The sequence below is a fragment of the Streptomyces violaceus genome (genome assembly GCF_036014075.1).
Lineage (GTDB): Bacteria > Actinomycetota > Actinomycetes > Streptomycetales > Streptomycetaceae > Streptomyces > Streptomyces violaceus.
The window spans coordinates 6255665-6279742 of sequence record NZ_CP107911.1 but is presented as its reverse complement, the minus strand read 5'-3'; the positions used below and the strand labels follow the sequence as shown (position 1 = coordinate 6279742).

Below are 24078 nucleotides of genomic sequence, written 5' to 3'. Positions count from 1 at the left end.
GCGCAGTTCCCCGCGCCCCTGGGGGCGCGCCCCTGAAGGCGTCTACACCACCTGGTGGAGCCAGCGGACCGGGGCGCCTTCGCCTGCGTGGCGGAAGGGTTCCAGTTCGTCGTCCCAGGGCTTGCCCAGGAGTTTGTTGAGCTCGGCCTCCAGGTCGGTCTCACCCCGCTGGGAGCGCTGCAGGGCCGCGCGGAGGCGGTCCTCGGGGATGAGGATGTCGCCGTGGATGCCGGTGACGGCGTGGAAGATGCCCAGGTCGGGGGTGCAGCTGTAGCGCTCACCCTCGGCGGTGGAGCAGGGCTCGGACGTCACCTCGAAGCGCAGCAGGTGCCAGCCCCGCAGAGCCGAGGCCAGCTTCGACGCCGTGCCCGGTCGGCCCTGCCAGGAGAACTCAGAGCGCCAGGTGCCCGGTGCGGCCGGCTGGCGGATCCAGTCCAGGCTGACGCGTGTGCCGAGCACCCCGGCGATGGCCCACTCGACGTGCGGGCACAGCGCGCGCGGCGCGGAGTGCATGTACAGAACTCCACGTGTCGTCACCGGAACCTCCGGGCAGAGCGGACCATCTTTGAACGGGCGGAACGGCTGTGACCGGGAGGGTCACGTTGATGGCGAGGCTACCGTGCGGTGGGGCGAGGAGTGTGACGTACGGTCGGTCCCGGTGCCGGGAATCGCTCGTCATTCACCCAGGGGGACGCTTGTACGGGTGTGAGCCGTTGCACCTGATCGGCCGGGAACCCTCGTGCGTTGTTATGGGATGGGGAGACAGTCACGGCGCGGCGAGGAGATGGAACAGGCATGCGGAAGCGAAGCCACCGCTCACGAGTCGTTGTTGCCGTGGCCGTGGCGACCGCCCTGGGTGTCGCCGGATGTGATGCCGTGGGGGACAACTCCCCCGCCCCGTCCGCCAGCGCCGAGCCGTCGCCCAGGCCCACGCCGCTGTGGGATCGCAGCCCGAGCTCCGTCGCGGCCGTGGGGGACTCCATCACGCGTGGTTTCGACGCGTGTGACGTGCTGACGGACTGTCCGGAGGCGTCCTGGGCGACCGGCGCCAGCCCCGAGGTCGACTCTCTCGCGGTACGGCTGCTGGGGCGGGCCAAGGCCGCCGAACGGAGCTGGAACTACGCCGTGACCGGGGCCCGGATGGCCGATCTGCCCGGGCAGATGACCCAGGCGGTGCGGCGGAAACCGCAGTTGGTGACGGTGATGGCCGGGGCGAACGACGCGTGCCGGGCCTCTACGGCGGCGATGACCCCGGTCTCCGGTTTCCGCAGCGACTTCGAGGACGCGCTGCGCACCTTGCGCGAGGCCCTGCCCAAGGCACAGGTGTTCGTGGCAAGCGTGCCGAACCTGAAGCGGCTGTGGTCGCAGGGCCGTAACAGCCCGTTGGGCAAGCAGGTGTGGCAGCTGGGCATCTGCCCGTCGATGCTGGGCGACGCGGACGCCCTGGACTCGGCGGCGACCCTTAGGCGGGACACGGTGCAGAAGCGGGTGGAGGACTACAACAAGGTCCTGAAGGAGGTCTGCGCCCAGGACAAGCGGTGCCGGTACGACGGGGGCGCGGTCTACGACTACCGCTTCGGCACGGCTCAGTTGAGCCGCTGGGACTACTTCCACCCCAGCGTGAACGGACAGGCCCGGTTGGCGGAGATCGCGTACCGCACCGTCACGGCGAAGGGCCCCTGACTTAGAGTTCCGCACATGAACGAACTCTTCGGCACACTTTCCGACGGCACGCCGGTGCACCGCTGGACCCTGGAGCGGGCCGGCGTGCGGGTGCGGGTGCTGTCGTACGGCGGGATCGTGCAGTCCGTCGAGGTGCCGGACCGGGCGGGCCGGGCCGGGAATGTGGTGCTGGGGTTCCCGGACCTCGAGGGATATCTCGCCCACCCCGGTCCCTACCTCGGGGCCCTGGTCGGGCGGTACGCCAACCGGATCGCCGGCGGCCGTTTCCCGTTGGACGGTCGGACGTACGCCCTGGAACCGAACAACGGGCCGAACTCGCTGCACGGTGGAGCGCACGGCTTCGACAAGCGGGTGTGGGACGCGGCCCCGGTCGAGCACGGTGTGCGGCTCACCCGGGTCAGTCCGCACGGCGAGGAGGGGTTCCCGGGGCGGCTGGAGGTCTCGGCGACGTACACGCTCCAGGAGAGCGGCGCGCTGCGGATCGCGTACGAGGCAGTGACGGACGCGCCGACCGTGGTGAACCTGACGAACCACAGCTACTTCAACCTGGGCGGTTCCGGCGACGCGGGCGGCCACGAACTGCGGCTGGCCGCCTCCCGGTACACGCCGGTCGACGCGGACCTGATCCCGGCCGGCGGCCCGGACGACGTGACCGGCACGCGCTTCGACTTCCGCGAGGCCCGCAAGGTCGGCTCCGGCTACGACCACAACTTCGTGCTCGACAAGGGCGTGGCGGACGTCCCCGTGGAGGTCGCCGAACTGCACGACCCGGCGTCCGGGCGGGTGCTGACGGTGGCGACGACCGAGCCCGGACTCCAGCTGTACACCGCCGACCACCTGGGCGAGCCCTTCGCGCCCGGCGACGGCATCGCCCTGGAGACCCAGCACTTCCCCGACTCCCCGAACCGGCCGGACTTCCCGACGACGGTGCTGCGCCCGGGAGAGGTGTTCCGCTCGGAGACGGTGTACGGGTTCGGCACGCGCTGAGTCGCGGGCCCGTAAACCCACGAGCCCCGGTCCAGGGGTCAGGTCCCGGACCGGGGCTGCTCAGTGGGGAACTCGTCCCGCTCAGACGTTAATCGTCGCGGTGATCCTGCAGTCGGTGATCGAGCGCGCCACCTGGATCTCGTACGAACCCTTCACAAACGACCACGAGGCCGTCGCCTCGTCCCAGATCTCGAAAACCCGGCGCGGCAGTTCGACGGTCGCCTCGGCGGTCTCGCCGGGTGCGGCCTCGACGCTCGCGAAGCCGGCCAGCCAGCGCGCCGGGCGGGTGGGGTCGGGCTCGCTCGGGGCGAGGTAGAGCTGGACGACCTCGCGGCCCGGGCGGTCGCCGGTGTTGCGGAGGCGGACCTTCGCGGTGGTCTCCTCGGTGCTCCCGGCGACCTCGACCGACTCGTAGGCCCAGTCGGTGTAGCCGAGGCCGTGGCCGAAGGGGTAGGCGGGGGTGCGGCCCTGCTTCTCCCAGGCGCGGTAGCCGATGAAGACGCCCTCCTCGTAGGGGAGTTCGCCGCCCTCCGGGACGACCTGGGTGACCGGGGCATCGGTCAGGGAGCCCCAGGTGGTGGGCAGGCGGCCGCCCGGCTCCTGAGCGCCGGTGAGCACGTCCGCGATGGCCGCGCCGCCCTCCTGGCCGGGGAACCAGCTCAGGAGCACGGCGGCGACGTCGTCGCGCCACGGCAGCTCCACCGGGGAGCCGGAGTTGACCACCACGACCGTGCGGGGGTTGGCGGCGGCGACCGCGCGGACCAGGTCGTCCTGGCGGCCGGGCAGGCGCAGGTCGGTGCGGTCGAAGCCCTCGGACTCGACGCGGTCGGTGGTGGCGACCACGACGACGGCCGTGTCGGCGGCGCGGGCGGCAGCGGCGGCCTCGGCGATCAGCTCGTCGGCGTCGCGCTGCGGGTCCTGGTGGGCGAGGGTGAAGCCGATGACCCGCATGGGGTGGCCGTCGGGCGGCGGGACGGTGTAGGTGAGGGAGACCTCGACCGGTTCGCCCGCGGTGAGTTCGACGCGGGCGTGGGGCACCGGGGCGCCGAAGAAGGCGGCGAAGGGGTCGCCGTCCTCGGCGGGGCGCTGGACGTCGTCGAAGTACGTGGTGCCCGCGACGGTCAGCTTGAAGGGCCCGAGGCCCTTGAAGCCGAAGGTGTGCGTGCCGGTCTCGCGCGGGGTGAAGGTGCCGGTCAGTTCGACGCTGTGCAGGGTGTCGTGGGTGACGCCGTCGGGCAGGTCGTCGCCCATCCACTGGATGTGGCCGTTGGGGGCCGAGCGGGTGCCGAGGACGTGGTCCGCGCTGTCGCGGCAGACGGCGCGCAGTTCGAAGCCCGGGTCGGCGACGGGGAGTTCGGTGTTCGGGTCGGCGCCGAGGGAGTAGCTGAGGCTGCCGTCGGGGAGGGCGGCGGTGAGGCCGTCGAGCGGGGAGACGGTATGGGCGGGGAAGACCGTGGCGGAGCCGCCGCCGAGGACGCGGGCGTCGCGGGCGGCGGCGCCGATCAGCGCGATGCGGCCGGGCTTCAGCGGCAGCGCGCCGTTCTCGTTGCGGACGAGGACGAAGGAGCGGCGGGCGATCTCGCGGGCGAGCGCCTCGCCGTCGACGGTCGCGGGCGGTGCGGTGACGACCGGTTCGGCGCCCCCCAGGATGCCGACCCGGGCGGCCAGGCGCAGGACGCGGCGGACGGCCTCGTCGACCTGGGCCTCGTCGGCCTCGCCGTCGCGGACGGCCTGTGCGAGGGCCTCGCCGTAGACGGTCCGCGGGCCGGGCATCGCGATGTCCAGGCCGCCGGCGAGGGCGCCGGTGGTGGAGCGGGCGGCGGTCCAGTCGGAGACGTTGATCCCGTCGAAGCCCCATTCGCCGCGCAGGACCTCGTTGACCAGGTAGTGGTGCTCGGTCATGGTCGGGCCGTTGACGGAGTTGTAGGCGGTCATGATGCCCCAGGGGTGGGCGTTCTCGACGATCGCCTCGAAGGGGGCCAGATACAGCTCGCGCAGGGCGCGTTCGCTGACCAGGTTGTTCACCGTGAGGCGGTCGGTCTCGGCGTCGTTGGCGACGAAGTGCTTGACGGTGGTGCCGACACCGCCGGACTGGACGCCCCGCACGTACGCGGCGCCGATCCGGCCGGTGAGGTACGGGTCCTCGCTGTAGGCCTCGAAGTGGCGGCCGCCGAGCGGGGAGCGGTGCAGGTTGACCGTGGGGGCGAGCAGGACGTGGACGCCCTTGCGGCGGGCCTCCTGGGCCAGCAGCACGCCTGCCCGGTGCGCGAGTGCGGGGTCCCAGGTGGCGGCGAGGGCGGTCGGTGAGGGCAGGGCGACGGAGGGGTCGTCGGCGCTCCACTTCACCCCGCGGACGCCGATCGGGCCGTCGGACATGACCAGCGACGCCAGCCCGGCCTCCGGCAGGGCGGGCAGGCTCCACATGTCCTGGCCGGCCAGCAGCCGTGCCTTGGCGTCCAGGTCGAGCTTGCCGAGGGCCGCCTCGACCGCCGCCTCACGCCGTACTTCCGCTGTCTCCGTCACGTCGGCACCTCCACGTCGAAAGCCGCTGGATGCTGACATCGTGCCCGCGTTACCTGTAATGCGGTAGGTTTCGTTATCTTCTCGAAACAATCGATCGCTCGTCATGTCGTACGGTGACGCCATGACGGCCAGGGCGAGAAGCGGGGAACGGCGCGCGGAGATCGTGCGGGCCACGCTGGAGGTGATCGCCGAGCGCGGCTACCGGGGAGCGAGCCTGGCCGCGGTCGCCGAGCGGGTGGGGCTCACCCAGCAGGGGCTGCTGCACCACTTCCCGACGAAGGAGGCGCTGCTGGTCGCGGTGCTCCAGGATCGGGACCGCTGGGACGCGATGCCCGCCGGGCGGCTGCGGCTGGACCTGCTGGCCTCGCTGGTCGAGTACAACGCGATGCGGCCCGCCATCATCCAGACCTTCTCGGCACTGCTCGGCGAGAGCGTCACGGAGGACCATCCGGCCCGCGCGTACTTCACGGAACGCTACGTCGAGGTGCGCGCCGGCATGGCCGAGGTGCTGCGCGCCGAGTACGGCGACCGCCTGCCGAGCGGCCTCACGCCCGAGCGGGCCGCGCCCCTTCTGGTGGCGATCCTGGACGGCCTCCAGTACCAGTGGCTGCTGGACCCGGAGTCGGTGGACATGGCGTCCGCCTTCCGGGACTTCCTGACCCTGCTCGGCGAGAGCCCCGACTGAGCCCCCATGGCGTAGATCGCTCCTGTCAGGCCATACTGCCGCCGTCCGGCACCACGTCACCGCAGCACCCCCCACCGCGACGGAAGGCCTGAACCTCCTTGAACTCCATACGTGTTCGCCTCGGCGTCCTCGGCCTCGCCCTGCTGACGGGCCTCACCACTCCCACCCCGGCGAGCGCCGCCGAGAAGGCCCCCTCCCCCACCGTCGAGGAGCAGCGGCTCGACAGAGCCGCCCCCCAGGAGATACTGCGCCGCTCCGGGTTCGACACCGTGGCCCCGCGGCTGGCCCGGGCACTGGACGCGGCCCGTTCCTACGGGGAGGCCCGCCAGGCCGTCGCGCAGGAGGGGGCGCGGCTGTGGCGCCGTGCGGTGGACCGGGCGCAGGGGCGTGGACCGGCGGGCGGTGACCTCAGCCGGGACGACGACCGCCCCCTGTACTGGGCGCGACTCGGCATGACGCGTGAAGTGCGCACCTGGGAGCCGGATTTCGGCCTGACGGCCCGACAGCGAGCCGCGCTGCTCGACCAACTGGAGCGCACCTCGCGCGGCCAGACGGCCATCGGATATCCGCACGGCAAGGGCCTGAAGCGGATCCTGCTCACCGGCTTCGACCCGTTCACCCTGGACCGGGACATCCGGATCTCCAACCCGTCCGGCGCCACCGCACTGGCCCTCGACGGCACGGTGATCGAGACGGCGGACGGTCCGGCCCGGATCGAGACGGCCGTGTTCCCGGTGCGCTGGCAGGACTTCACTCAGGGCACGGTGGAGCGCACGCTAAGGCCGTATCTGCCGAAGGTCGACCTGTTCACCACGGTCAGCCAGGGCCGGGTCGGGCGGTTCGACATCGAGCGCACCAACGGGGCCTGGCGGGGCGGCTTCGGGGACAACGACAACATCGGCCGCACCGAGACCGTCCCCGTCACCGACCCGGCCTCCCAGCCGCAGTGGACGACGACCACGCTGCCGTACCGGGCGATCGTCGCCGCGGACACCGGCCGTTTCCCCGTGTACGACAACACCAGCGTCACCGAGATCCCGGCGGGCGGCACCGAGTCCGTCGTCCGCCCGGACGGGCCGACCCCCGGCTCGACCGCACGGCAGGGCGGCGGCGGGGACTACCTCTCCAACGAGATCGCCTACCGCGCGACGCTGCTGCGGGACCGGCTGGGGCTGCACGACCGGCTGCCGGGCGGGCATGTGCACACGCCCGTGCTCCAGTTCGGCGCCGGGAACACCACCGAGGTCACCGACCCGGAGTTCATGCGGAACCGGCTGGACATCATCGCCCAGGTGCGGGCGATCCTGAAGGCGGCTGCGGAACAGCGGTGACGGCCCCTTCGCCGTCCTCGCCACCCTCTCGGATCTCCTCACCGAGCAGTTCACGCGCCATGAGGGTGGCGCCCGCGACCGCGCCCGGCATCAGGAACACCGCGACGAGCGGGACCAGGAAGGCCACGGCCAGCGGCGTGCCGAAGCCCCAGACCAGGGTCTTGCGGGAGCGCAGCAGGGTCAGGCGGGTGCGCAGGTCGACGCCGCGGCGCTGGAGGGCGACGGCGGTGAGCTCCTCGGTCAGGAAGAACCCGGTGACGAAGAACCCGAGCACCGGTACGGCCGTCTGGCCGACGACCGGGATGAAGCCGCACGCGAACAGCAGCACGCCCCACAGGGCGGCGCGCACGACGATGCGGAGGCTGTCGCGGGCGGAGATCCACAGTTCGCGCCAGAGCGGCAGGCCCGACTCGGGGGCGTGGCCGTCCGGGGACACGTCCCGGTCGACCTTCTCCGAGAGGTTCTCGTAGAAGGGCTGCCCGACCAGCAGCGTCACCGCGGTGAACGTCACGACGGCGAGGAGCAGGGCGAGGGCGAACAGCACGGCGGTCAGGAAGCCGCGGAAGAGCCCGAGCCACGGGCTCGACCAGTCGTCGGCGAACGGCGTCGCCCAGGTGACGGCGTCCTCGCCCCACAGCGCCAGCGCGACCAGCGCCGCCGCGTACAGGACCAGGGTGATCAGGCCCGGGACCAGCCCGAAGCCGTACTGCTTGCCGTGCCGGGCCACCCACCGTTGGCCCTTCAGGAGGTACCGGAACCCCGCCCCGAGATCGCGCATGGGCAAACCCTATCGGTGCAGGCAGAACCAGGCCGGTACGGGGCCATCCGGGTCACCGGTGACACCAACGCGGCCTTGTTGCCGTTGAGTCGAACCGGTACACCTCGCCGTACCGATCTCAGGAAGCCCGAGGAGGTACGCGTGCGCACCACGAGAACCGTTCCCGCGAGACCTGTACTGATCGTCACCCTCAGCCTCGCGACGGCGGGCTTACTCCTGCTCACCCCGCACACCGCCGGCGCGGACCCGAAGCCCGTCACCCGGGAGGGCGCCGCCGTCGACGACCGCGCGGCCCGGGCACCCGAGAGCGCGGCCAGGCGCGCCCTGACGGCCGAGACCTCCACCGGCCCCGCGACCCCCACCCGGGGCTACCCCCGCCGCCAGGTCCTCTCCCCCGACCCGCACAACCCGGGCGACAAGTCCCTGAAGCTGGGTCTCACCCCTTACCACGCGATCGCCCCGAAGCTGAACACCCTGCAACGCCTCGGCGACCGCGTCAGTGTGGAGGTGACCGGCCGCTCGGCCGGCGGCCACCGCCTCTACCTGGTCACCGTCACCGCCCCGGAGACCACCCGCCAGGCCCGCGCCCAGGAGCGGATGCGCGAACTGATCGAGAACGCGCCCGCGTCCGCCGCGAAGTCCCGCGAGATCAAGCACACGTACAAAGCACCGGTCTTCGTCAACAACAACATCCACGGCAACGAGTGGGAGGGCACGGACGCCTCCCTCAAGCTCATCGAGCAGCTCGCGAAGGCCAAGGACGCGAGGACCAGGGACCTCCTCGCGCACAGCCGCCTGTACTTCAACATCACGGCCAACCCGGACGGCCGTATCGCCGGCACCCGCGCCAACGCGAACGGCTTCGACCTCAACCGCGACTTCGTGACGGCCTCTCAGCCCGAGACCCGCGCGATGCGGCAGATCCAGCTCGACAAGCAGCCGACCGTCCTGCTCGACCTGCACGGCTACGTCAACGGCACGCTCATCGAGCCGACCACTCCCCCGCACGGCGAGAACTACGAGTACGACCTCTTCCTGAAGAACTCCTACGCCAACGCCCTCGGCATGGAGTCCGCCGTCAACGCCCTGGGCTACACGCCCGCGAAGGACGGTGTGGAGCCGGCCCAGATCCCGTTCCGGGACCAGGAGGAGGGCTGGGACGACTGGCCGCCGATCTTCACCCCGCAGTACGCGGCCTTCCACGGCACGGTGGCCGCGCACACGGTGGAGATCCCGCTGGCGGTGAACAACGAGGAGTACGACACGCTCCCCGTCCCGGAGCTGCGCCGCCGCTCGGCGGTCAACACGGCCGTGGCGGGCGCCGCCGTCCGCGCGACCCTGAACCACGTCCGCGAGCACCGCACCGCCCTCGTCGCCGACCAGATCGAGGCCTTCCGCCGCGGCTCGGCCGGCGCCCCGCAGGTGCCGGTGTCACCGCGGACGGTCCCCGGCGTCCCCGGCATCGGCCCGGAGGACGTGTACACGACCCGCTTCCCCCGCGCCTACGTCATCCCGCCGGGCGGCTCGCGCACCCAGCGCTCGGCCCCGGCCGCCGCCCGCCTCGTCGACCACCTCCTCGCCAACGACGTCCGCGTCACCCGCGCCACCCGCACCTTCCGCCTCGCCGGACGGACGTACCCCAAGGGCGCGTACGTCGTCGACCTGCACCAGCCCAAGCGCGGCATGGCGAACGTCCTGCTGGCCGACGGCCGGGACATCAGCGACAAGGTGTCGGTGATGTACGACATCTCCGGCTGGAGCCTGGGCCGTCTGTGGGGCGCCACGGTCGAGCAGGTGACCTCGGGCAGCCTGCGGGGCGCGCCCCTGCGCCCGGTCGCCGAGGCCGCACCCGTCGCCCGGGTGGCGGATCACGGCAACCTCCGCCTGCGCCTGACCGACCCACGCGAGATCGCGGCCCTCAACACCCTCCTCCGGCAGGGAGTTGCGGTACGGCAGGCACCGGACGGCAGCGCGATCGTGCCGTCGTCGGCACGCCGCAAGGCGCTCTCAGCCGCCCGCACGCACGACGTCTCCTTCACGGCGACGCGGCTCAAGGGCGGCACGCCCCTGCACCGCCTCCGCGTCGCCGCCGCCGTCACCCCGGGTGAGCTGTTCGCCCTGCGGGAGATGGGCTTCGACGTCACGCCGGTCTCGACGGCCGTGCTGAACGCGGGCTTCGACTGGTCCGGCACGGACGTGCTGTTCGTCTCCGTCGGCCTGGACCACGCCTCCCTCACGGCCCCCGCCCGCAAGGCCATGGACGCCTTCCTCGACGATCACGGCCTGGTCGGCCGGGGCGCGACGGGAGCGGCTCTGAACGCGGCGGCGGATCTGCTGGCCGTCAAGCCGGTCGAGGGCAACCCGGACGCCAACGGCGTCGTACGAACAAGGAACACGGGCCGCATCACGCACGACGCTCCCGCCCACGCCTTCGTCTACGCCCCGCTGTGGTTCACGGACCTCGGCCCCGGTGTGCGCGAGGAGCAGTCGTACGCGATCGGGAACCCGCTCGTCTCCGGACACTGGCGCCCTCTGGGGGGCGGCACCGGCGGCCCCGCGGCGGCAGCGGGACAGGCCTCGGTGGTCAGCGGCGGCAGGACGGTCCTGTTCGGCACCGAACCCCTCTTCCGGGACCATCCGAAGGGGGAATTCCCGCAGGTGGCGAGGGCATTGTTCACAGTGGCACACAGCGGTTCAGATGAGGAGAGCGGATGACGCAAGAGATCCACGGCACCGTAGCCGACGGCTTCGAGGGGGTGCGCGAGGAGTTCGCCGCGTTCGTGGCCGGGGAACGCCCCGACTACGAGGGCCAGCTGTGCGCCTACGTCCACGGCCGCAAGGTCGTCGACCTGTGGGCGGGCACGGACGCGGACGCCCTCTACGGCGTGTTCTCCTCCACGAAGGGCGCCGCCTACCTGGTCGTGGCTCTCCTCGTCCAGGACGGCACGCTCGAGCTGGACCGCAAAGTGACGTACTACTGGCCGGAGTTCGGGGCCGAGGGAAAGGGCAACCTGACCCTGCGCGATCTGCTCGCGCACCGGGCGGGTGTGGTCGGCACGGACACCGGCTTCAGCCTGGCGGAGCTGGCCGACGACCGGCAGCTCGCCGAACGCCTCGCCGACCAGCGGCCGTTCTGGCGCCCCGGCACGGCGTTCGGCTATCACGCGCTGGTCAGCGGCGCCCTGACCGGCGAGGTCGTACGCCGCGCCACGGGCCGCACGCTCCAGGAGATCTACCAGGAGCGTGTCCGGACCCCGTACGGCCTGGACTTCCACCTCGGCCTGCCCGCTCCCCAGGAATTCCGCTTCCGCAGCACCCAGCCGATGACCCCGACCCCGGACCAGCAGACCCTCCTCGACGCCACACCCACGGGCCCGCACACGCTCACCTCGATCGCCTTCAACCGCAACGCGGCGGAACCGACCGACCTGGCCACACTCCCCAACATGCCGCTGATCCGTGCCAAGGGCCCGGCGTCGGTGGGCGGAGTGGCGTCCGCGCGGGGTCTTGCCGGGATGTACGCGGCGGCGATCAGCGGGGTGGGCGAGCAGGCGCCGCTGCTGAAGCCGGACACGGTGGCGGAGTTCGGCCAGTTCCACTCGGTCGGCTACGACCTGGTGGCACGTGCCCACAAGTCGTTCGGCCTCGGCTTCCAGACGACGGCTGACACGTGGCACCCGTTCCTCGGCGCCGGGACGATCGGGCACAGCGGTGCGAGCGGCTCGCAGTCCTTCGCGGACCCGTGGAGCGGCCTCGCCTACGGCTACACACGCCGCCGGTTCGCCTTCCCGGGCGGGGCGGCCCCGGAGAACAACCGCCTGGCGCAGGCCATCCACAGGGCGGCGCTCGCCCACTGACCCCGGGCACGAGCGGAGGCCGCACCCCACGTCCAAGGGTGCGGCCTCCGCGTACGCAACGACTGTGGTCAGACCAGAGTCACGGTGATGTTCCCGCGGGTCGCCTTCGAGTACGGGCACACCTCGTGGGCCTTCTCGACGAGCGACAGCGCGGCACCCCGGTCCACCTTCGGTATGTCGGCGGAAATCTCGACGATGATCCCGAACCCGTCCCCGTTCTTCCCGAGACCGACCTTGGCGGTGACGGTCGCCCCGGTGAGGTCGGCCCCCACCTCACGGGCGACGACACCGAGGGCCCCCTGGAAGCAGGCGCTGTAGCCGGCGGCGAACAACTGCTCGGGATTGGTGCCGGCGCCACTGCCACCCATGGCCTGCGGCGGATTGACGACGACGTCGAGCCGGCCGTCATCGGTGGCCACGCGCCCGTCGCGCCCGTTCTCGGCGGTGGCGACGGCGGTGTACAGGACGTCGGACTGCTGGATCGGCATGCGGTTGTGTTCCTTCGGTCGTCCGCCGCGGCTCGCGCCCGGGCCGAGCGGATTCGGAAAAAACTTACCGCATGTCGGAAACCAACAGAAGGCGTCAGAGCTTGACGATCATCTTCCCGGTGTTGTCACCGCGCAGCACACCCAGGAAGGCTTCGAGGTTGTTCTCGATGCCCTCGACGACGGTCTCGCGGTACTTCAGCTCACCGGAGGCGACCCAGGGGGCGACCTCGCGCACGAACTCCGGCTGAAGGTCGTAGTGATCGCTCACGAGGAAGCCCTCCATACGACCGCGGGTCGCGATCAGCCGGGCGAGGTTCTTCGGACCGGGAGCGGGCTCGGTGGTGTTGTAGACGGAGATCATCCCACATACAGCGATCCGCCCACCCTCGTTGAGGGACCCCAGGGCGGCCTCCAGGTGATCACCACCGACGTTGTCGAAGTACACGTCGATCCCGTCCGGGGCGGCGTCGCGCAGCTGCCGGCCCACGGGGCCGTTCTTGTAGTTGAAGGCGGCGTCGAAGCCGTACTCCTCGACGAGCAGCTTCACCTTCTCGTCGGACCCGGCGGACCCGATGACCCGGGAGGCGCCCTTCAGCTTGGCGATCTGCCCGACCTGGCCGCCCACGGCACCGGCGGCACCGGACACGAACACGGTGTCGCCCTCCTTGAAGGAGGCCACGCGCAGCAGACCCGAGTAGGCGGTGAGCCCGGTCATGCCCAGCACACCGAGGTACGTCGACAGCGGCGCGGCGTCCGGGTCCACCTTGACGGCGTTCTTCGCGGCCACGACGGCGTACTCACGCCACCCGAGGAAGTGCAGTACGTGATCCCCGACGGCCAGCCCCTCGACATTGGAGGCCACGACCTCGCCGACGGCACCGCCCTGCATGACCTTGCCCAGCTCGAAGGGGGCGACGTAGGACTTCGCGTCACTCATGCGGCCACGCATGTACGGGTCCACGGAGAGGTACTTGTTCCGCACGAGGACCTGCCCCTCGCCCGGCTGCGGAACCTCCGCCTCGACGAAGGCGAAGTCCTCGGGCTTCGGCCAGCCGACGGGGCGGCTCGCCAGGTGCCACTCGCGGCTGACGGCGGGGAGGGTGGGGGTGTCGGTCATGATGCGCCTGTCCTCACTGGCTCGCGGGGTGCTTCAGTAACTGAAACAACCATGCTCCTCAATATTTGAGGTTGTCAAACAACCGGGTACCCTCGATTCCATGGTTTCCACCACATCGCCCCCGGAGTCCCACCACCCCGACGCGCTGACCCTCGAGGTCGTCGAGCTCATCGGGGAGGTCGTGGCCCGGTTCCACGAGGACTACGAGGAGGCGGCGGCGGAACACTCCCTCACCGGGGCGCAGGCGCGGCTGCTGAGCCTGCTGTGCCTCGAGCCGCTGCCCATGCGGAGACTTGCCCGGCGGCTGAAGTGCGAGCCGTCCAATGTCACGGGGATCGTGGACCGACTGGAGGCGCGGGGGCTGGTGGAACGGCGGCCGGATCCCGCGGACCGGAGGGTGAAGGTGGCGGCGGCGACGAGTGAGGGGCGGCGGGTGGCTCGGAGCCTGCGGGAGTCCCTGCGGTTCGCGCGGGAGCCGTTGGCCGGGCTCTCGGAGGGGGAGAGGGTGGCGTTGCGGGATGCGCTGAGGGGGATGCTGGGGGTTGTGTGACGAGCTGATCCGGATCGGTGCTCGGGGTTTCCGCTGAGGCCGGGGCGTTGCACAGCTCGGCGCGGCGAGGTGCTCGGCGTCGGTGCCGGTGCCGGGTGGGGTGCGCAACCCGGCGTAGCGGGGTGCCGCTGCGCCCACCCGTGCCGCCCCCAGCGGCACGCATGCCCGCAGCTAGGCGGACCCGCAGCCGCCGACGCACGGAAGGGGACGTGTCGGGGGGTGTCCGCCCGCAGCGGTTGGCGCGTCAACGAACAGCTAGTCGGCGTGAGACCCCATCGCACCGTTCCGAGGACGGACACCCCCCGGCGCGGCCCCGACCCACCCCCCACCGCGTAGGCGCGCTACGCGCACCACCACAGGAAGCGGTTGCACGTCTTCGTCGGGGGCGGTTCCGGCGTCGGTGTCGGCGCCGGGGTCGTCGGGTCCGCGGTTCGTGTCGGCGCCGGGGCCGGAGGGGCGGCCGTGGGGGCCGAGGTCGGGCGGCTCGGGGAGGATTCAGCCGTGGGAGACCGGGTCGGCTCGTCGTCCTTCGACTTCTCGTCCTTCGGGGATCTGGAAGCCGACGGGGAGTCAGACGCCCCTGGGGAAGGGGACCTCGACGCTCCCTCGACCCCGGCCTTGTCGCCCGCGGGGCGGACCGTCTCGCCCGCCTCCGCCGGCTCACCCTCGGCCTCCGCCGGCTTCGACGTCGACTTCGGTGCGTCCATGCCCAGCTCGGCGAGGCTCAGCCCACCCGCCGCGAGCACGAACCCCGCCGCGACGAACAGGACCCGACGCCGCCGCCGGCGATGCGCGGCCGCCTTCCGGTCCCGCCGGCTCGCCCCGCCCGGACCGTCAGCGACCGGCCCGTGCTCACGCCCGCGTCCACGCCGACGAGCGGCACGCCCCAGCGGCTCACCATCGTCGTAGTCGTCACGCTCACCGTCGGACTGACCCGACCCACCAGACCCGTGCGACTCGCCCGACCCACGCAACTCGCCGGAGTCATCGTGATCGCCGTACTCACGCTCACGCCAGCGCAGCGCATCCGCCGAGGTGCCACACCCCGGGCACGCCAGCGCGCCGTTGAGGTGCCGTCGGCACGGGTCGCAGTAGTCCATGACGCGGGAAGATTAAGTTCCACGCCGGTCACGTTCCTAGATCCAGCTGTGAAGGTTCTGCACGAACCCGCCACACCCCTGGTTTCGAAACTGTCGAAACCGTTATGCGCGCGACCCATTGACACCCCGACCGCCCCGTCCTTACTGTCACGCCAGCATTTCGAACGTGTGCCGAAATCTCGAACACGTCGAACTGAACCGAATGACTGACGGAACTGAGCCGACGAAGCAGCGAGGGACAACCGCCGTGCGCATCACCGGAATCAGCACACACGTGGTCGGGACGCCTTGGCGCAACCTGACGTACGTCCAGGTGCACACCGACGAGGGGATCACCGGAGTCGGCGAGACCCGGATGCTGGGACACACCGACGCCCTGCTCGGTTACCTGAGGGAGGCCGAGGCCAACCACATTCTCGGCTCCGACCCCTTCGCTGTCGAGGACCTCGTCAAGCGCATGAAGTACGGCGACTACGGCCGCGCGGGCGAGATCGTGATGTCCGGTATCGCCGTGATCGAGATGGCCTGCTGGGACATCAAGGGCAAGGCTCTCGGCGTCCCCGTCTGGCAGCTGCTGGGCGGCAAGGTCACCGACAAGGTCAAGGCGTACGCCAACGGCTGGTACACCACGGAGCGCACGCCCGAGGCGTATCACAAGGCCGCTCAGGGCGTGATGGAGCGCGGCTACCGGGCGCTCAAGATCGACCCCTTCGGCACGGGCCACTTCGAGCTGGACCACCAGCAGACCCTGTACGCCGTCTCCCTGATCGAGGCGGTCCGGGACGCCATCGGCCCCGAGGCCGAGCTGATGCTCGAGATGCACGGCCGCTTCTCCCCCGCCACGGCCGTACGCCTGGCCAGGGAGCTGGCCCCGTTCAACCCGGCGTGGCTGGAGGAGCCGGTCCCGCCGGAGAACCTCAAGGCGCTGGAGAAGGTCGCGACCAAGGTCGACATGCCCGTCGCCACCGGTGAGCGCATCCACGACCGGATCGAGTTCCGCGAGCTGTTCGAGAGCCAGGCCGTCGACATCATCCAGCCGGACGTCGGCCATATCGGTGGAATCTGGGAGACCCGGAAGCTCGCGGCGACGGCCGAGACCCATTACGTGCTGGTGGCCCCGCACAACGTCGGCGGCCCGGTCCTCACCGCCGCGTCGCTCCAGGTCGGCTTCACCTCCCCGAACTTCAAGATCCTGGAGCACTTCAACGACTTCGCGGACGCGGAGATCAAGAAGGTCGTCAAGGGCGCCCCGCAGGTGAACCCGGAGGACGGCTGCTTCCACCTCTCCGACGCCCCCGGACTGGGTGTCGAGCTGGACGTGGACGCCGCTGCCGAGTTCCCGCAGCAGCAGGCCCGTTTCGACCTCTGGGCGGAGGGCTGGGAGCAGCGCAAGCCCAAGGGCAGCCAGTGACCGTCCGACCCCCGGAAACCCGGAACCGGCAACCGAAACCTTCGAAAACCGGAGGAGCGACGTGAGCACCGCGGTAGTCATCGACGCCCCGGGCGAGCACCGCCTCGTCCCGCACGAGCCCCGGCAGCCCGAGGCCGGCGAGGCGCTGGTCCGTGTCCACGCCTCGGGCATCTGCGGCAGCGACCGTGAGGTCTACCAGGGCAACCGCCCCGAGGGCTATGTGCGCTACCCGCTCACGCCGGGCCACGAGTGGTCCGGGACGGTCGAGGCCGTGGGCGCGGGTGTCCCGGGGGCCCTCGTCGGCCGCAAGGTCGTGGGCGAGGGCTTCCGCAACTGCCAGGTCTGCGACCGCTGCCACGCGGGCGACACGACGCTGTGCACGGCCGGTTACGAGGAGACCGGGTTCACCCAGCCGGGCGCGATGGCGACGACACTGACGCTCCCCGCCCGTCTGCTCCACACCCTCCCCGACGACTGCGACCTCACCGCCGCGGCCCTTCTGGAGCCCGCCGCGTGTATCGCGGCCGCCGCGCTGAAGGCGAACGCGCAGCCCGGCGAGCGGGTCGCCGTGGTCGGCACCGGCACGCTCGGCATGTTCGCCGTGCAGTTCCTGAAGGCGAACTCGCCGGCCGAGCTGCTGGTCGTCGGCACCCGCCGGGACCGTGAGGCGCTGTCGCGGCAGTACGGCGCGACGGACTTCCGGACGAAGGACGAGGAACTCCCGGACGACATCGACGTGGTGATCGAGACGGCCGGGTCCGCGGACGCCGCCCGGATCTCCGCGGCCCTACTGCGACGGGGCGGCCGACTGGCCCTGACCGGCATCCCGGCCCCGGGTGCCGACGGTCTCGACCCGACCGACCTCGTCGTGAAGCAGCTGGAGGTGCACACCGTCTTCGGTGCTCCGCCGGACGCCTGGGCGTACACGGTGCGGGTGTTCGCCGCCGGTCTGCTCGATCCGCTGCCGCTGGTGACGCACGAGCTGCCGCTCGCCGAGTTCTCGCAGGCCATCGAGCTGGTGGGAGCCGGCGATCCGAAGGTGGGCAAGGTGTTGCTCCGCCCGTAGACGTACGCCGGTACGGGGGCAACCTGACGGCTCCCGTACCGGCGTACCCCACCTCGACCTCACCTTGCCGTACCCAGAGCCGCGAACCTCGTCCGAAATATCGAACCGAAGGACATTCCTGTGACCGACGCTTCCGCCACGGCAGCCCGCAGGCCCGGTGAGCAGGCGCTCGCCGACCTCGGCCTGAAGGCGCCCGCCCTCGACCCCGCCGACGCCTCGCCGCACTCCTTCCCCGGCGGCGGCCGCTGGCGCACCGAGATCCCCTCCTGCGAGGGTCCCGAGGCGCTGGCGGTGGTCCTGAAGGAGGCCTCGCGGCTGGACGTGCCGATCCACCGGATCAGCCAGGGCAGCGGCGTCTGGATGCTGACCGACGCCGAGATCACCGAGATGGTCGAGTCGACCGGCGAACGCGACATCGAGCTCTGCCTGTTCACCGGCCCGCGCGGCACCTGGGACATCGGCGGCTCGACCCGGACCGACTCGCGCGGCGGCGGCCTCAGAGCCCGCGGCCACGACGCCGTCGCCGGATGTGTCGAAGACGCCGTCCGGGCCACGGAGTTGGGCGTCAAGTGCCTGCTCGTCGCCGACGAGGGCGTGCTGTGGACCCTGCACCGGGCGCGCGCGGCCGGCATCATCCCGGCCGACACGACCCTCAAGGTGAGTGCGCTCATCGGGCCGGTCAACCCGGCGGCGTACGCGGTGTACGAGAACCTGGGCGCCGACTCGATCAACGTGCCCAGCGACCTGACGCTCGATCATCTCACCGAGATCCGCCGGGTGTCCGGCGCTCCCATGGACATGTACATCGAGGCCCCCGACGACCTCGGCGGCTACGTCCGGATGTACGAGGTCGCCGAACTCATCCGGCGCGGCGCCCCGTTGTACCTGAAGTTCGGCCTGTCCAAGGCGCCCGGGATCTACCCCTACGGGCACCACATGCGGGAGTTGACCCTGGCCACCGCCAAGGAACGCGTGCGCCGCGGCCGGCTCGCCCTGGACCTCCTGGCGCGCCACGGGGCGGACGGCGACATGGCGCCGCTCGGCTCGCGACTGCCGGGCGATCTACAACGGTTCGAAATCTCGGCATAACGTTCCGGAAACTCGGCTTCACAAAAGAAGACACAGCCGACCACAATCCGACACATCTCTTCTCGGTCTTTCCGGCACGACCACCCGGAGCGACTTCGCGCCTCCCAGACCGAGCCCTGCACACAGATCAAGGATGATCAATATGCGTAACCGCAGAGCCGCTCTCGCCGCCATAGCCGGAGCCGCGTCCCTCGCCCTGACCCTGTCCGCCTGCGGCCAGAACAGCGAGGGCGGCAGCAACGAGAGCGATGGGGACGCCAAGGGAGGCACCATCGGCATCGCGATGCCGACCAAGTCCTCCGAGCGCTGGATCGCCGACGGCAAGAACGTCGTGACGGAGCTGGAGTCCAAGGGCTACAAGACCAAGCTGGTCTACGGCGAGGACGACCCGGACCAGCAGGTATCGCAGGTCGAGAACCTGATCACGCAGGGCGTCAAGGCGCTGATCGTCGCCGCCATCGACAACAAGTCGATGAACAACGTGCTCCAGCAGGCCAAGGACGCGAACATCCCGGTCATCTCCTACGACCGCCTGATCCTCGGCACGCAGAACGTCGACTACTACGCGTCGTTCGACAACGAGAAGGTCGGCGAGCTCCAGGGCACCTACATCGTCGAGAAGCTCGGCCTGAAGGACGGCTCCAAGAAGGGCCCGTTCAACATCGAGCTGTTCGCCGGCTCCAACGACGACAACAACACCCGCTACTTCTTCGGCGGCGCGATGAAGGTCCTCCAGCCCTACATCGACAAGAAGCAGCTCGTCGTCGGCTCCAAGCAGACCAAGCTCAACCAGGTCACCACCCTGCGCTGGGACGGCGGCACCGCCCAGAAGCGCATGGACGACATCCTGACCTCGGCCTACAAGAGGGAGCGCGTCGACGCGGTTCTCTCCCCCTACGACGGCATCTCCATCGGCATCCTGTCGGCGCTGAAGTCGGACGACTACGGCTCCAAGAGCAAGCCGCTGCCGATCGTCACCGGCCAGGACGCCGAGGTCGCCTCGGTGAAGTCGATCATCGCCGGCCAGCAGTCGATGAGCGTCTTCAAGGACCTCCGCAAGCTCGCCAAGGTGTCCTCGAACATGGTCGACGCGCTGCTGAAGGACAAGAAGCCCGAGGTCAACGACACCAAGACCTACGACAACGGCTCGAAGGTCGTCCCGGCCTACCTGCTGGAGCCGGTCGCCGTCGACAAGAGCAACTACCAGAAGGAGCTCATCGACTCCGGCTACCTCAAGGAGAGCGACGTCAAGTAGTCCCCGCCACCGACCGACGATTCACCACTGATTGGAAGGCACGACCATGGCGGGACCCGTCCTGGAAATGCGCTCGATCGTCAAGACCTTTCCCGGCGTCAAGGCGCTCTCGGACGTCACGCTGAACGTCCGGCAGGGCGAGGTCCACGCCATCTGCGGGGAGAACGGCGCCGGCAAGTCGACCTTGATGAAGGTCCTCTCCGGCGTCCACCCGCACGGCACCTACGAGGGCGACATCCTCTTCGAGGGAGAGGTCTGCCAGTTCAAGGACATCCGAGCCAGCGAAGAGCGCGGCATCGTGATCATCCACCAGGAACTGGCCCTGGTGCCCTACCTCTCCCTCGCGGAGAACATCTTCCTCGGCAACGAGCACGCCACCCGCGGGATCATCAGCTGGACCGAGACCCTGCGGCACGCCACCGACCTGCTGCGCCGGGTCGGTCTCACCGACCACCCGGACACCCGCGTCGCCGACATCGGCGTGGGCAAGCAGCAGCTCGTGGAGATCGCGAAGGCCCTGTCGAAGAAGGTGAAGCTACTCATCCTGGATGAGCCGACCGCCGCGCTGAACGACGAGGACAGCGGCAAACTCCTGGATCTCATACTGGAGTTGAAGAAGCAGGGCATCACCTCGATCATCATCTCCCACAAGCTCAACGAGATCCGCAAGGTCGCCGACTCGGTGACGATCCTCCGCGACGGCCAGACCATCGAGACCCTCGATGTGAAGGCCCCGGAGACCACCGAGGACCGGATCATCAGCGGCATGGTCGGCCGCGACCTGGAGCACCGCTTCCCGGAGCGGTCGCCGCACCAGCCCGAGGAGGGCGTGGCGCCCGCCCTGGAGATCCGGGGCTGGACCGTGTTCCACCCGATCGACCAGCAGCGCAAGGTCGTCGACGACGTGTCCCTCCAGGTCCGGCGCGGCGAGATCGTCGGCATCGCGGGCCTGATGGGCGCCGGCCGCACCGAGCTCGCGATGAGCGTCTTCGGGCGGACGTACGGCCGGTACGCGGCCGGCACGGTCCTCAAGGACGGCACCGAGATCCGTACCAAGACCGTTCCCGAGGCGATCAAGCACGGCATCGCGTATGTCACCGAGGACCGCAAGCACTACGGCCTCAACCTCATCGACACCATCAACCGGAACATCTCGCTGAGCGCCCTGGGCAAGGTCGCCAAGAGCGGTGTGGTCGACGAGCACGAGGAGCGCCAGGTCGCCGAGGGCTTCCGCAAGTCCATGAACATCAAGGCGCCGACCGTCTTCGAGCCGGTGGGCAAGCTGTCCGGCGGCAACCAGCAGAAGGTCGTCCTCAGCAAGTGGATCTTCTCGGGGCCGGACGTGCTGATCCTGGACGAGCCGACCCGCGGTATCGACGTCGGCGCCAAGTACGAGATCTACACGGTCATCGACCAGCTGGCCGCCCAGGGCAAGGCGGTCGTCTTCATCTCCTCCGAGCTGCCCGAACTGCTCGGCATGTGCGACCGCGTCTACACGATGGCCGCGGGGCGGCTGACCGGTGAGTTCTCGAAGGCCGAGGCCTCCCAGGAATCGCTGATGCGTCAGATGACGAAGGACAAAGAGGTATCCCGATGAGCACGGACGTGACCGCTAAGACGCCGGCCCCGGCGCCGACCGGCAAGGGAGGGGAGGCCACCGGCACCGGACTGCTGCAGCTGATGCTGGACGGTATGCGCCGCAACATGCGGCAGTACGGCATGCTGTTCGCCCTCGGCCTGATCGTGGTCCTGTTCGCCGTGTGGACCGACGGCGACCTGCTGCTGCCGCGCAACGTCTCCAACCTGGTGCTGCAGAACAGCTACATCCTGATCCTCGCGATCGGCATGATGCTGGTCATCATCGCGGGCCATATCGACCTCTCGGTCGGCTCGCTGACGGCGTTCGTCGGCTCGATGGCCGCCGTGTTCATGGTCAAACAGGACATTCCCTGGCCCCTCGCCGTGCTGCTGTGCCTGGCCGTGGGCGCGGTCGCGGGCGCCGTCCAAGGGTTCTTCATCGCGTACGGCGGCATACCGTCGTTCATCGTGACCCTGGCGGGCATGCTGATCTTCCGCGGTCTGACCGAGATCTTCCTGGAGGGCCAGACGCTCGGCCCGTTCCCGGAGGGCCTGCAGAAGGTCGCCAACGGGTTCCTGCCCGAGGTCGGCCCGAACACCAACTACCACAACCTGACCCTGCTGCTGGGCTTCGCGATGATCGCCTTCGTGATCTTCCAGGAGGTCCGTGACCGCAAGCGGCAGCAGGAGTTCAACCTGGACGTCCCGCCCGCCAAGCTGTTCCTGCTGAAGCTGGTCGCGATCGGCGCCGCCGTGCTGACGCTGACGATGCTGCTGGCCAGCTACAAGGGCGCCCCGATCGTGCTGCTCATCCTGGGCGTGCTGCTCGTCGGCTTCGGCTACGTGATGCGCAACGCGATCATCGGCCGCCACATCTACGCGATCGGCGGCAACCTGCCCGCGGCCAAGCTGTCGGGTGTGAAGGACAAGAAGGTCACCTTCCTGGTCTTCCTGAACATGGGCATGCTCGCGGCCCTGGCGGGTCTGGTCTTCGCCGCCCGCTTCAACGCGGCCTCTCCCAAGGCCGGCCTCAACTTCGAGCTGGAGGCGATCGCGGCCTCGTTCATCGGCGGTGCGTCGATGAGCGGCGGTGTCGGCACCGTGCTCGGCGCGATCATCGGTGGCCTGGTCCTGGGCGTGCTGAACAACGGTATGAACCTCGTCGGCATCGGCACCGACTGGCAGCAGGTCATCAAGGGCATGGTGCTGCTGGCGGCGGTCGGGTTCGACGTGTGGAACAAGCGCAAGGTCGGTTCGTAAGTCAGATCGGGGCCCCGCCGGAAAGGCGGGGCCCTCTCCTTATCGGGAGCCGCACGCATGGAACTGAACAGACGCACGGTCATCGCCGGAGCAGCGGCGGCGGGCATAGCCGCCACCACCCTCGGCGGCACGGCGCACGCCACGGGAGGCAGGAAGCCGGTGAAGACGCTCTTCGGCAAGCTCGCCGACGGCACCAAGATCTACAGCTGGTCCCTCGAGAACGGCGGCACCCGCCTGAAGGTCCTCTCCTACGGCGGCATCGTCCAGTCCCTGGAGATCCCCGACCGCCGCGGCCGCTACGCCAACGTCTCCGCGGGCTTCGACAACGTCGAGGACTACGTCGCCAGCAGCCCGTACTTCGGCGCCCTGATCGGCCGCTACGGCAACCGCATCGGCAAGGGCAAGTTCACCCTCGACGGCAAGGACTACCAGCTTTCCGTCAACGACGGTGAGCAGAGCCTGCACGGCGGAGCCAAGGGCTTCGACAAGCGCGTGTGGGACATCGAGCCGTTCACCAAGGGCTCCGACGTCGGTCTGCACCTGTACTACACGAGCGTCGACGGCGAGATGGGCTACCCGGGCACGCTCAAGACGAAGGTGACGTACACGCTCACCCGGCACGGCGACTGGCGCGTCGACTACGAGGCCACCACCGACAAGGCCACCGTCGTCAACCTCACCAGCCACGTCTACTTCAACCTGGCCGGCGAGGGCAGCGGCACGATCGAGGACCACGAGCTCCAGATCGCGGCCTCCCGCTACACGCCCACCGACTCGGGCCTGATCCCCACGGGCGAGCTGGCCAAGGTCGCGGGCACCCCCTTCGACTTCCGCAAGGCCAAGCCGATCGGCCGGGACATCCGCGTCTCGCACCCGCAGCTGGTGACCGCCAAGGGCTTCGACCACAACTGGGTCCTCGACAAGGGCATCACCGCCCGCCCCGAGCACGTCGCCACCCTGCGCGACCCGGCCTCCGGCCGCACGATGAAGATCGCCACGAACGAGCCGGGCCTGCAGTTCTACTCCGGCAACTTCCTCGACGGCACGCTGACCGGCCCGTCCGGCCGCACCTACCGGCAGGGCGACGCGCTCTGCCTGGAGACGCAGCACTTCCCGGACTCGCCGAACAAGCCGAAGTTCCCGTCGACGGTGCTGCGGCCCGGGCAGACGTACCGGACGACGACGATCCACACGTTCGGCTGCTGAAGATTGGACCGGTGACAAGTCTTCACAGGTGGAACACAAGTTCTGACCGGGTTCCCAACGGTTGAACAGTGTCACCACAGTCTCCGTATGTATGGGCGGCCCGCGCTCCCCCGC

20 protein-coding genes are annotated in these 24078 nt (G+C 70.2%); 14 read left to right on the top strand and 6 right to left on the bottom strand.

The window, feature by feature from the left end; all coding sequences use genetic code 11:
• Nucleotides 1-42: 42 nt before the first annotated feature.
• Nucleotides 43-537 (bottom strand): DUF3145 domain-containing protein, encoded by a 495-nt coding sequence (locus tag OG542_RS28240; RefSeq protein ID WP_261678453.1) that lies wholly within the window; start codon nucleotides 535-537, stop codon nucleotides 43-45.
• Nucleotides 538-795: 258 nt separating this feature from the next.
• On the opposite strand from OG542_RS28240, the gene OG542_RS28235 reads away from it, so the two are divergent.
• Both OG542_RS28235 and OG542_RS28230 read left to right on the top strand, forming a co-directional pair.
• On the top strand, nucleotides 796-1683 hold the full coding sequence (locus tag OG542_RS28235; RefSeq protein WP_193477755.1) for an SGNH/GDSL hydrolase family protein: 888 nt from the start codon (nucleotides 796-798) through the stop codon (nucleotides 1681-1683).
• Between the two features lie 15 nt (nucleotides 1684-1698).
• A complete protein-coding gene (locus OG542_RS28230) occupies nucleotides 1699-2670 on the top strand; it encodes an aldose epimerase family protein (protein ID WP_328414374.1) in 972 nt (323 codons plus the stop codon).
• Between the two features lie 81 nt (nucleotides 2671-2751).
• Here OG542_RS28230 and OG542_RS28225 read toward each other — a convergent pair whose 3' ends face one another.
• Nucleotides 2752-5232, bottom strand: a complete 2481-nt coding sequence (locus OG542_RS28225; protein WP_328414372.1) for a beta-glucosidase family protein — start codon at nucleotides 5230-5232, stop codon at nucleotides 2752-2754.
• A gap of 64 nt (nucleotides 5233-5296) precedes the next feature.
• On the opposite strand from OG542_RS28225, the gene OG542_RS28220 reads away from it, so the two are divergent.
• Both OG542_RS28220 and OG542_RS28215 read left to right on the top strand, forming a co-directional pair.
• Nucleotides 5297-5878, top strand: coding sequence for a TetR/AcrR family transcriptional regulator (locus OG542_RS28220; RefSeq protein ID WP_311125484.1), 582 nt, complete (start codon nucleotides 5297-5299; stop codon nucleotides 5876-5878).
• A 98-nt stretch (nucleotides 5879-5976) separates the two neighbouring features.
• Nucleotides 5977-7209: a pyroglutamyl-peptidase I gene (locus OG542_RS28215; RefSeq protein ID WP_328414370.1), complete on the top strand. Its 1233-nt coding sequence runs from the start codon at nucleotides 5977-5979 to the stop codon at nucleotides 7207-7209.
• Here OG542_RS28215 and OG542_RS28210 read toward each other — a convergent pair.
• Nucleotides 7160-7987 carry an EI24 domain-containing protein gene (locus OG542_RS28210; RefSeq protein ID WP_328414368.1) on the bottom strand — a complete coding sequence of 276 codons (828 nt, stop codon included), beginning with the start codon at nucleotides 7985-7987 and terminating at the stop codon, nucleotides 7160-7162. The two genes, OG542_RS28215 and OG542_RS28210, sit on opposite strands and share 50 nt — an antisense overlap.
• Nucleotides 7988-8128: 141 nt before the next feature.
• On the opposite strand from OG542_RS28210, the gene OG542_RS28205 reads away from it, so the two are divergent.
• Together OG542_RS28205 and OG542_RS28200 are read left to right on the top strand one after the other, a co-directional pair.
• The gene (locus tag OG542_RS28205; RefSeq protein WP_328414366.1) at nucleotides 8129-10702 is read left to right on the top strand and encodes a M14 family zinc carboxypeptidase; all 2574 of its coding nucleotides are present in this window, start codon (nucleotides 8129-8131) and stop codon (nucleotides 10700-10702) included.
• The gene (locus OG542_RS28200) at nucleotides 10699-11844 is read left to right on the top strand and encodes a serine hydrolase domain-containing protein (protein ID WP_328414364.1); all 1146 of its coding nucleotides are present in this window, start codon (nucleotides 10699-10701) and stop codon (nucleotides 11842-11844) included. Before OG542_RS28205 ends, OG542_RS28200 begins: the two co-directional genes overlap by 4 nt.
• A 68-nt stretch (nucleotides 11845-11912) precedes the next feature.
• Here the strand turns inward: OG542_RS28200 and OG542_RS28195 are convergent, their stop codons facing one another.
• Both OG542_RS28195 and OG542_RS28190 read right to left on the bottom strand, forming a co-directional pair.
• The gene (locus tag OG542_RS28195; protein ID WP_311125489.1) at nucleotides 11913-12332 is read right to left on the bottom strand and encodes an organic hydroperoxide resistance protein; all 420 of its coding nucleotides are present in this window, start codon (nucleotides 12330-12332) and stop codon (nucleotides 11913-11915) included.
• A 94-nt stretch (nucleotides 12333-12426) separates the two neighbouring features.
• Nucleotides 12427-13449: an NADP-dependent oxidoreductase gene (locus OG542_RS28190; RefSeq protein WP_184592222.1), complete on the bottom strand. Its 1023-nt coding sequence runs from the start codon at nucleotides 13447-13449 to the stop codon at nucleotides 12427-12429.
• A 100-nt stretch (nucleotides 13450-13549) separates the two neighbouring features.
• On the opposite strand from OG542_RS28190, the gene OG542_RS28185 reads away from it, so the two are divergent.
• A complete protein-coding gene (locus OG542_RS28185; protein WP_328414361.1) occupies nucleotides 13550-13999 on the top strand; it encodes a MarR family winged helix-turn-helix transcriptional regulator in 450 nt (149 codons plus the stop codon).
• A gap of 341 nt (nucleotides 14000-14340) precedes the next feature.
• Here the strand turns inward: OG542_RS28185 and OG542_RS40865 are convergent, their stop codons facing one another.
• Nucleotides 14341-15099, bottom strand: coding sequence for an SCO2400 family protein (locus OG542_RS40865; protein WP_456243534.1), 759 nt, complete (start codon nucleotides 15097-15099; stop codon nucleotides 14341-14343).
• Between the two features lie 247 nt (nucleotides 15100-15346).
• Here OG542_RS40865 and OG542_RS28180 point away from each other — a divergent pair, with 247 nt between their 5' ends.
• From OG542_RS28180 to OG542_RS28150, 7 genes are all read left to right on the top strand, one after another.
• Nucleotides 15347-16510, top strand: coding sequence for a mandelate racemase/muconate lactonizing enzyme family protein (locus OG542_RS28180; protein WP_328414359.1), 1164 nt, complete (start codon nucleotides 15347-15349; stop codon nucleotides 16508-16510).
• Between the two features lie 61 nt (nucleotides 16511-16571).
• The gene (locus tag OG542_RS28175; protein ID WP_328414357.1) at nucleotides 16572-17576 is read left to right on the top strand and encodes a zinc-dependent alcohol dehydrogenase; all 1005 of its coding nucleotides are present in this window, start codon (nucleotides 16572-16574) and stop codon (nucleotides 17574-17576) included.
• Between the two features lie 120 nt (nucleotides 17577-17696).
• A complete protein-coding gene (locus tag OG542_RS28170; protein WP_311125492.1) occupies nucleotides 17697-18665 on the top strand; it encodes a hypothetical protein in 969 nt (322 codons plus the stop codon).
• A gap of 142 nt (nucleotides 18666-18807) precedes the next feature.
• Complete coding sequence (gene chvE / locus OG542_RS28165) at nucleotides 18808-19920, top strand: multiple monosaccharide ABC transporter substrate-binding protein (RefSeq protein WP_408057798.1); 1113 nt, start codon at nucleotides 18808-18810, stop codon at nucleotides 19918-19920.
• A gap of 46 nt (nucleotides 19921-19966) precedes the next feature.
• Entirely contained in the window at nucleotides 19967-21517 is a 1551-nt protein-coding gene (gene mmsA / locus OG542_RS28160) for a multiple monosaccharide ABC transporter ATP-binding protein (protein ID WP_328414352.1), read from the top strand.
• Nucleotides 21514-22758: a multiple monosaccharide ABC transporter permease gene (gene mmsB / locus OG542_RS28155; RefSeq protein WP_328414350.1), complete on the top strand. Its 1245-nt coding sequence runs from the start codon at nucleotides 21514-21516 to the stop codon at nucleotides 22756-22758. The genes mmsA and mmsB overlap by 4 nt, the downstream gene beginning before the upstream one ends.
• A gap of 57 nt (nucleotides 22759-22815) precedes the next feature.
• On the top strand, nucleotides 22816-23964 hold the full coding sequence (locus tag OG542_RS28150) for an aldose epimerase family protein (protein ID WP_328414349.1): 1149 nt from the start codon (nucleotides 22816-22818) through the stop codon (nucleotides 23962-23964).
• Nucleotides 23965-24078: the final 114 nt, after the last annotated feature.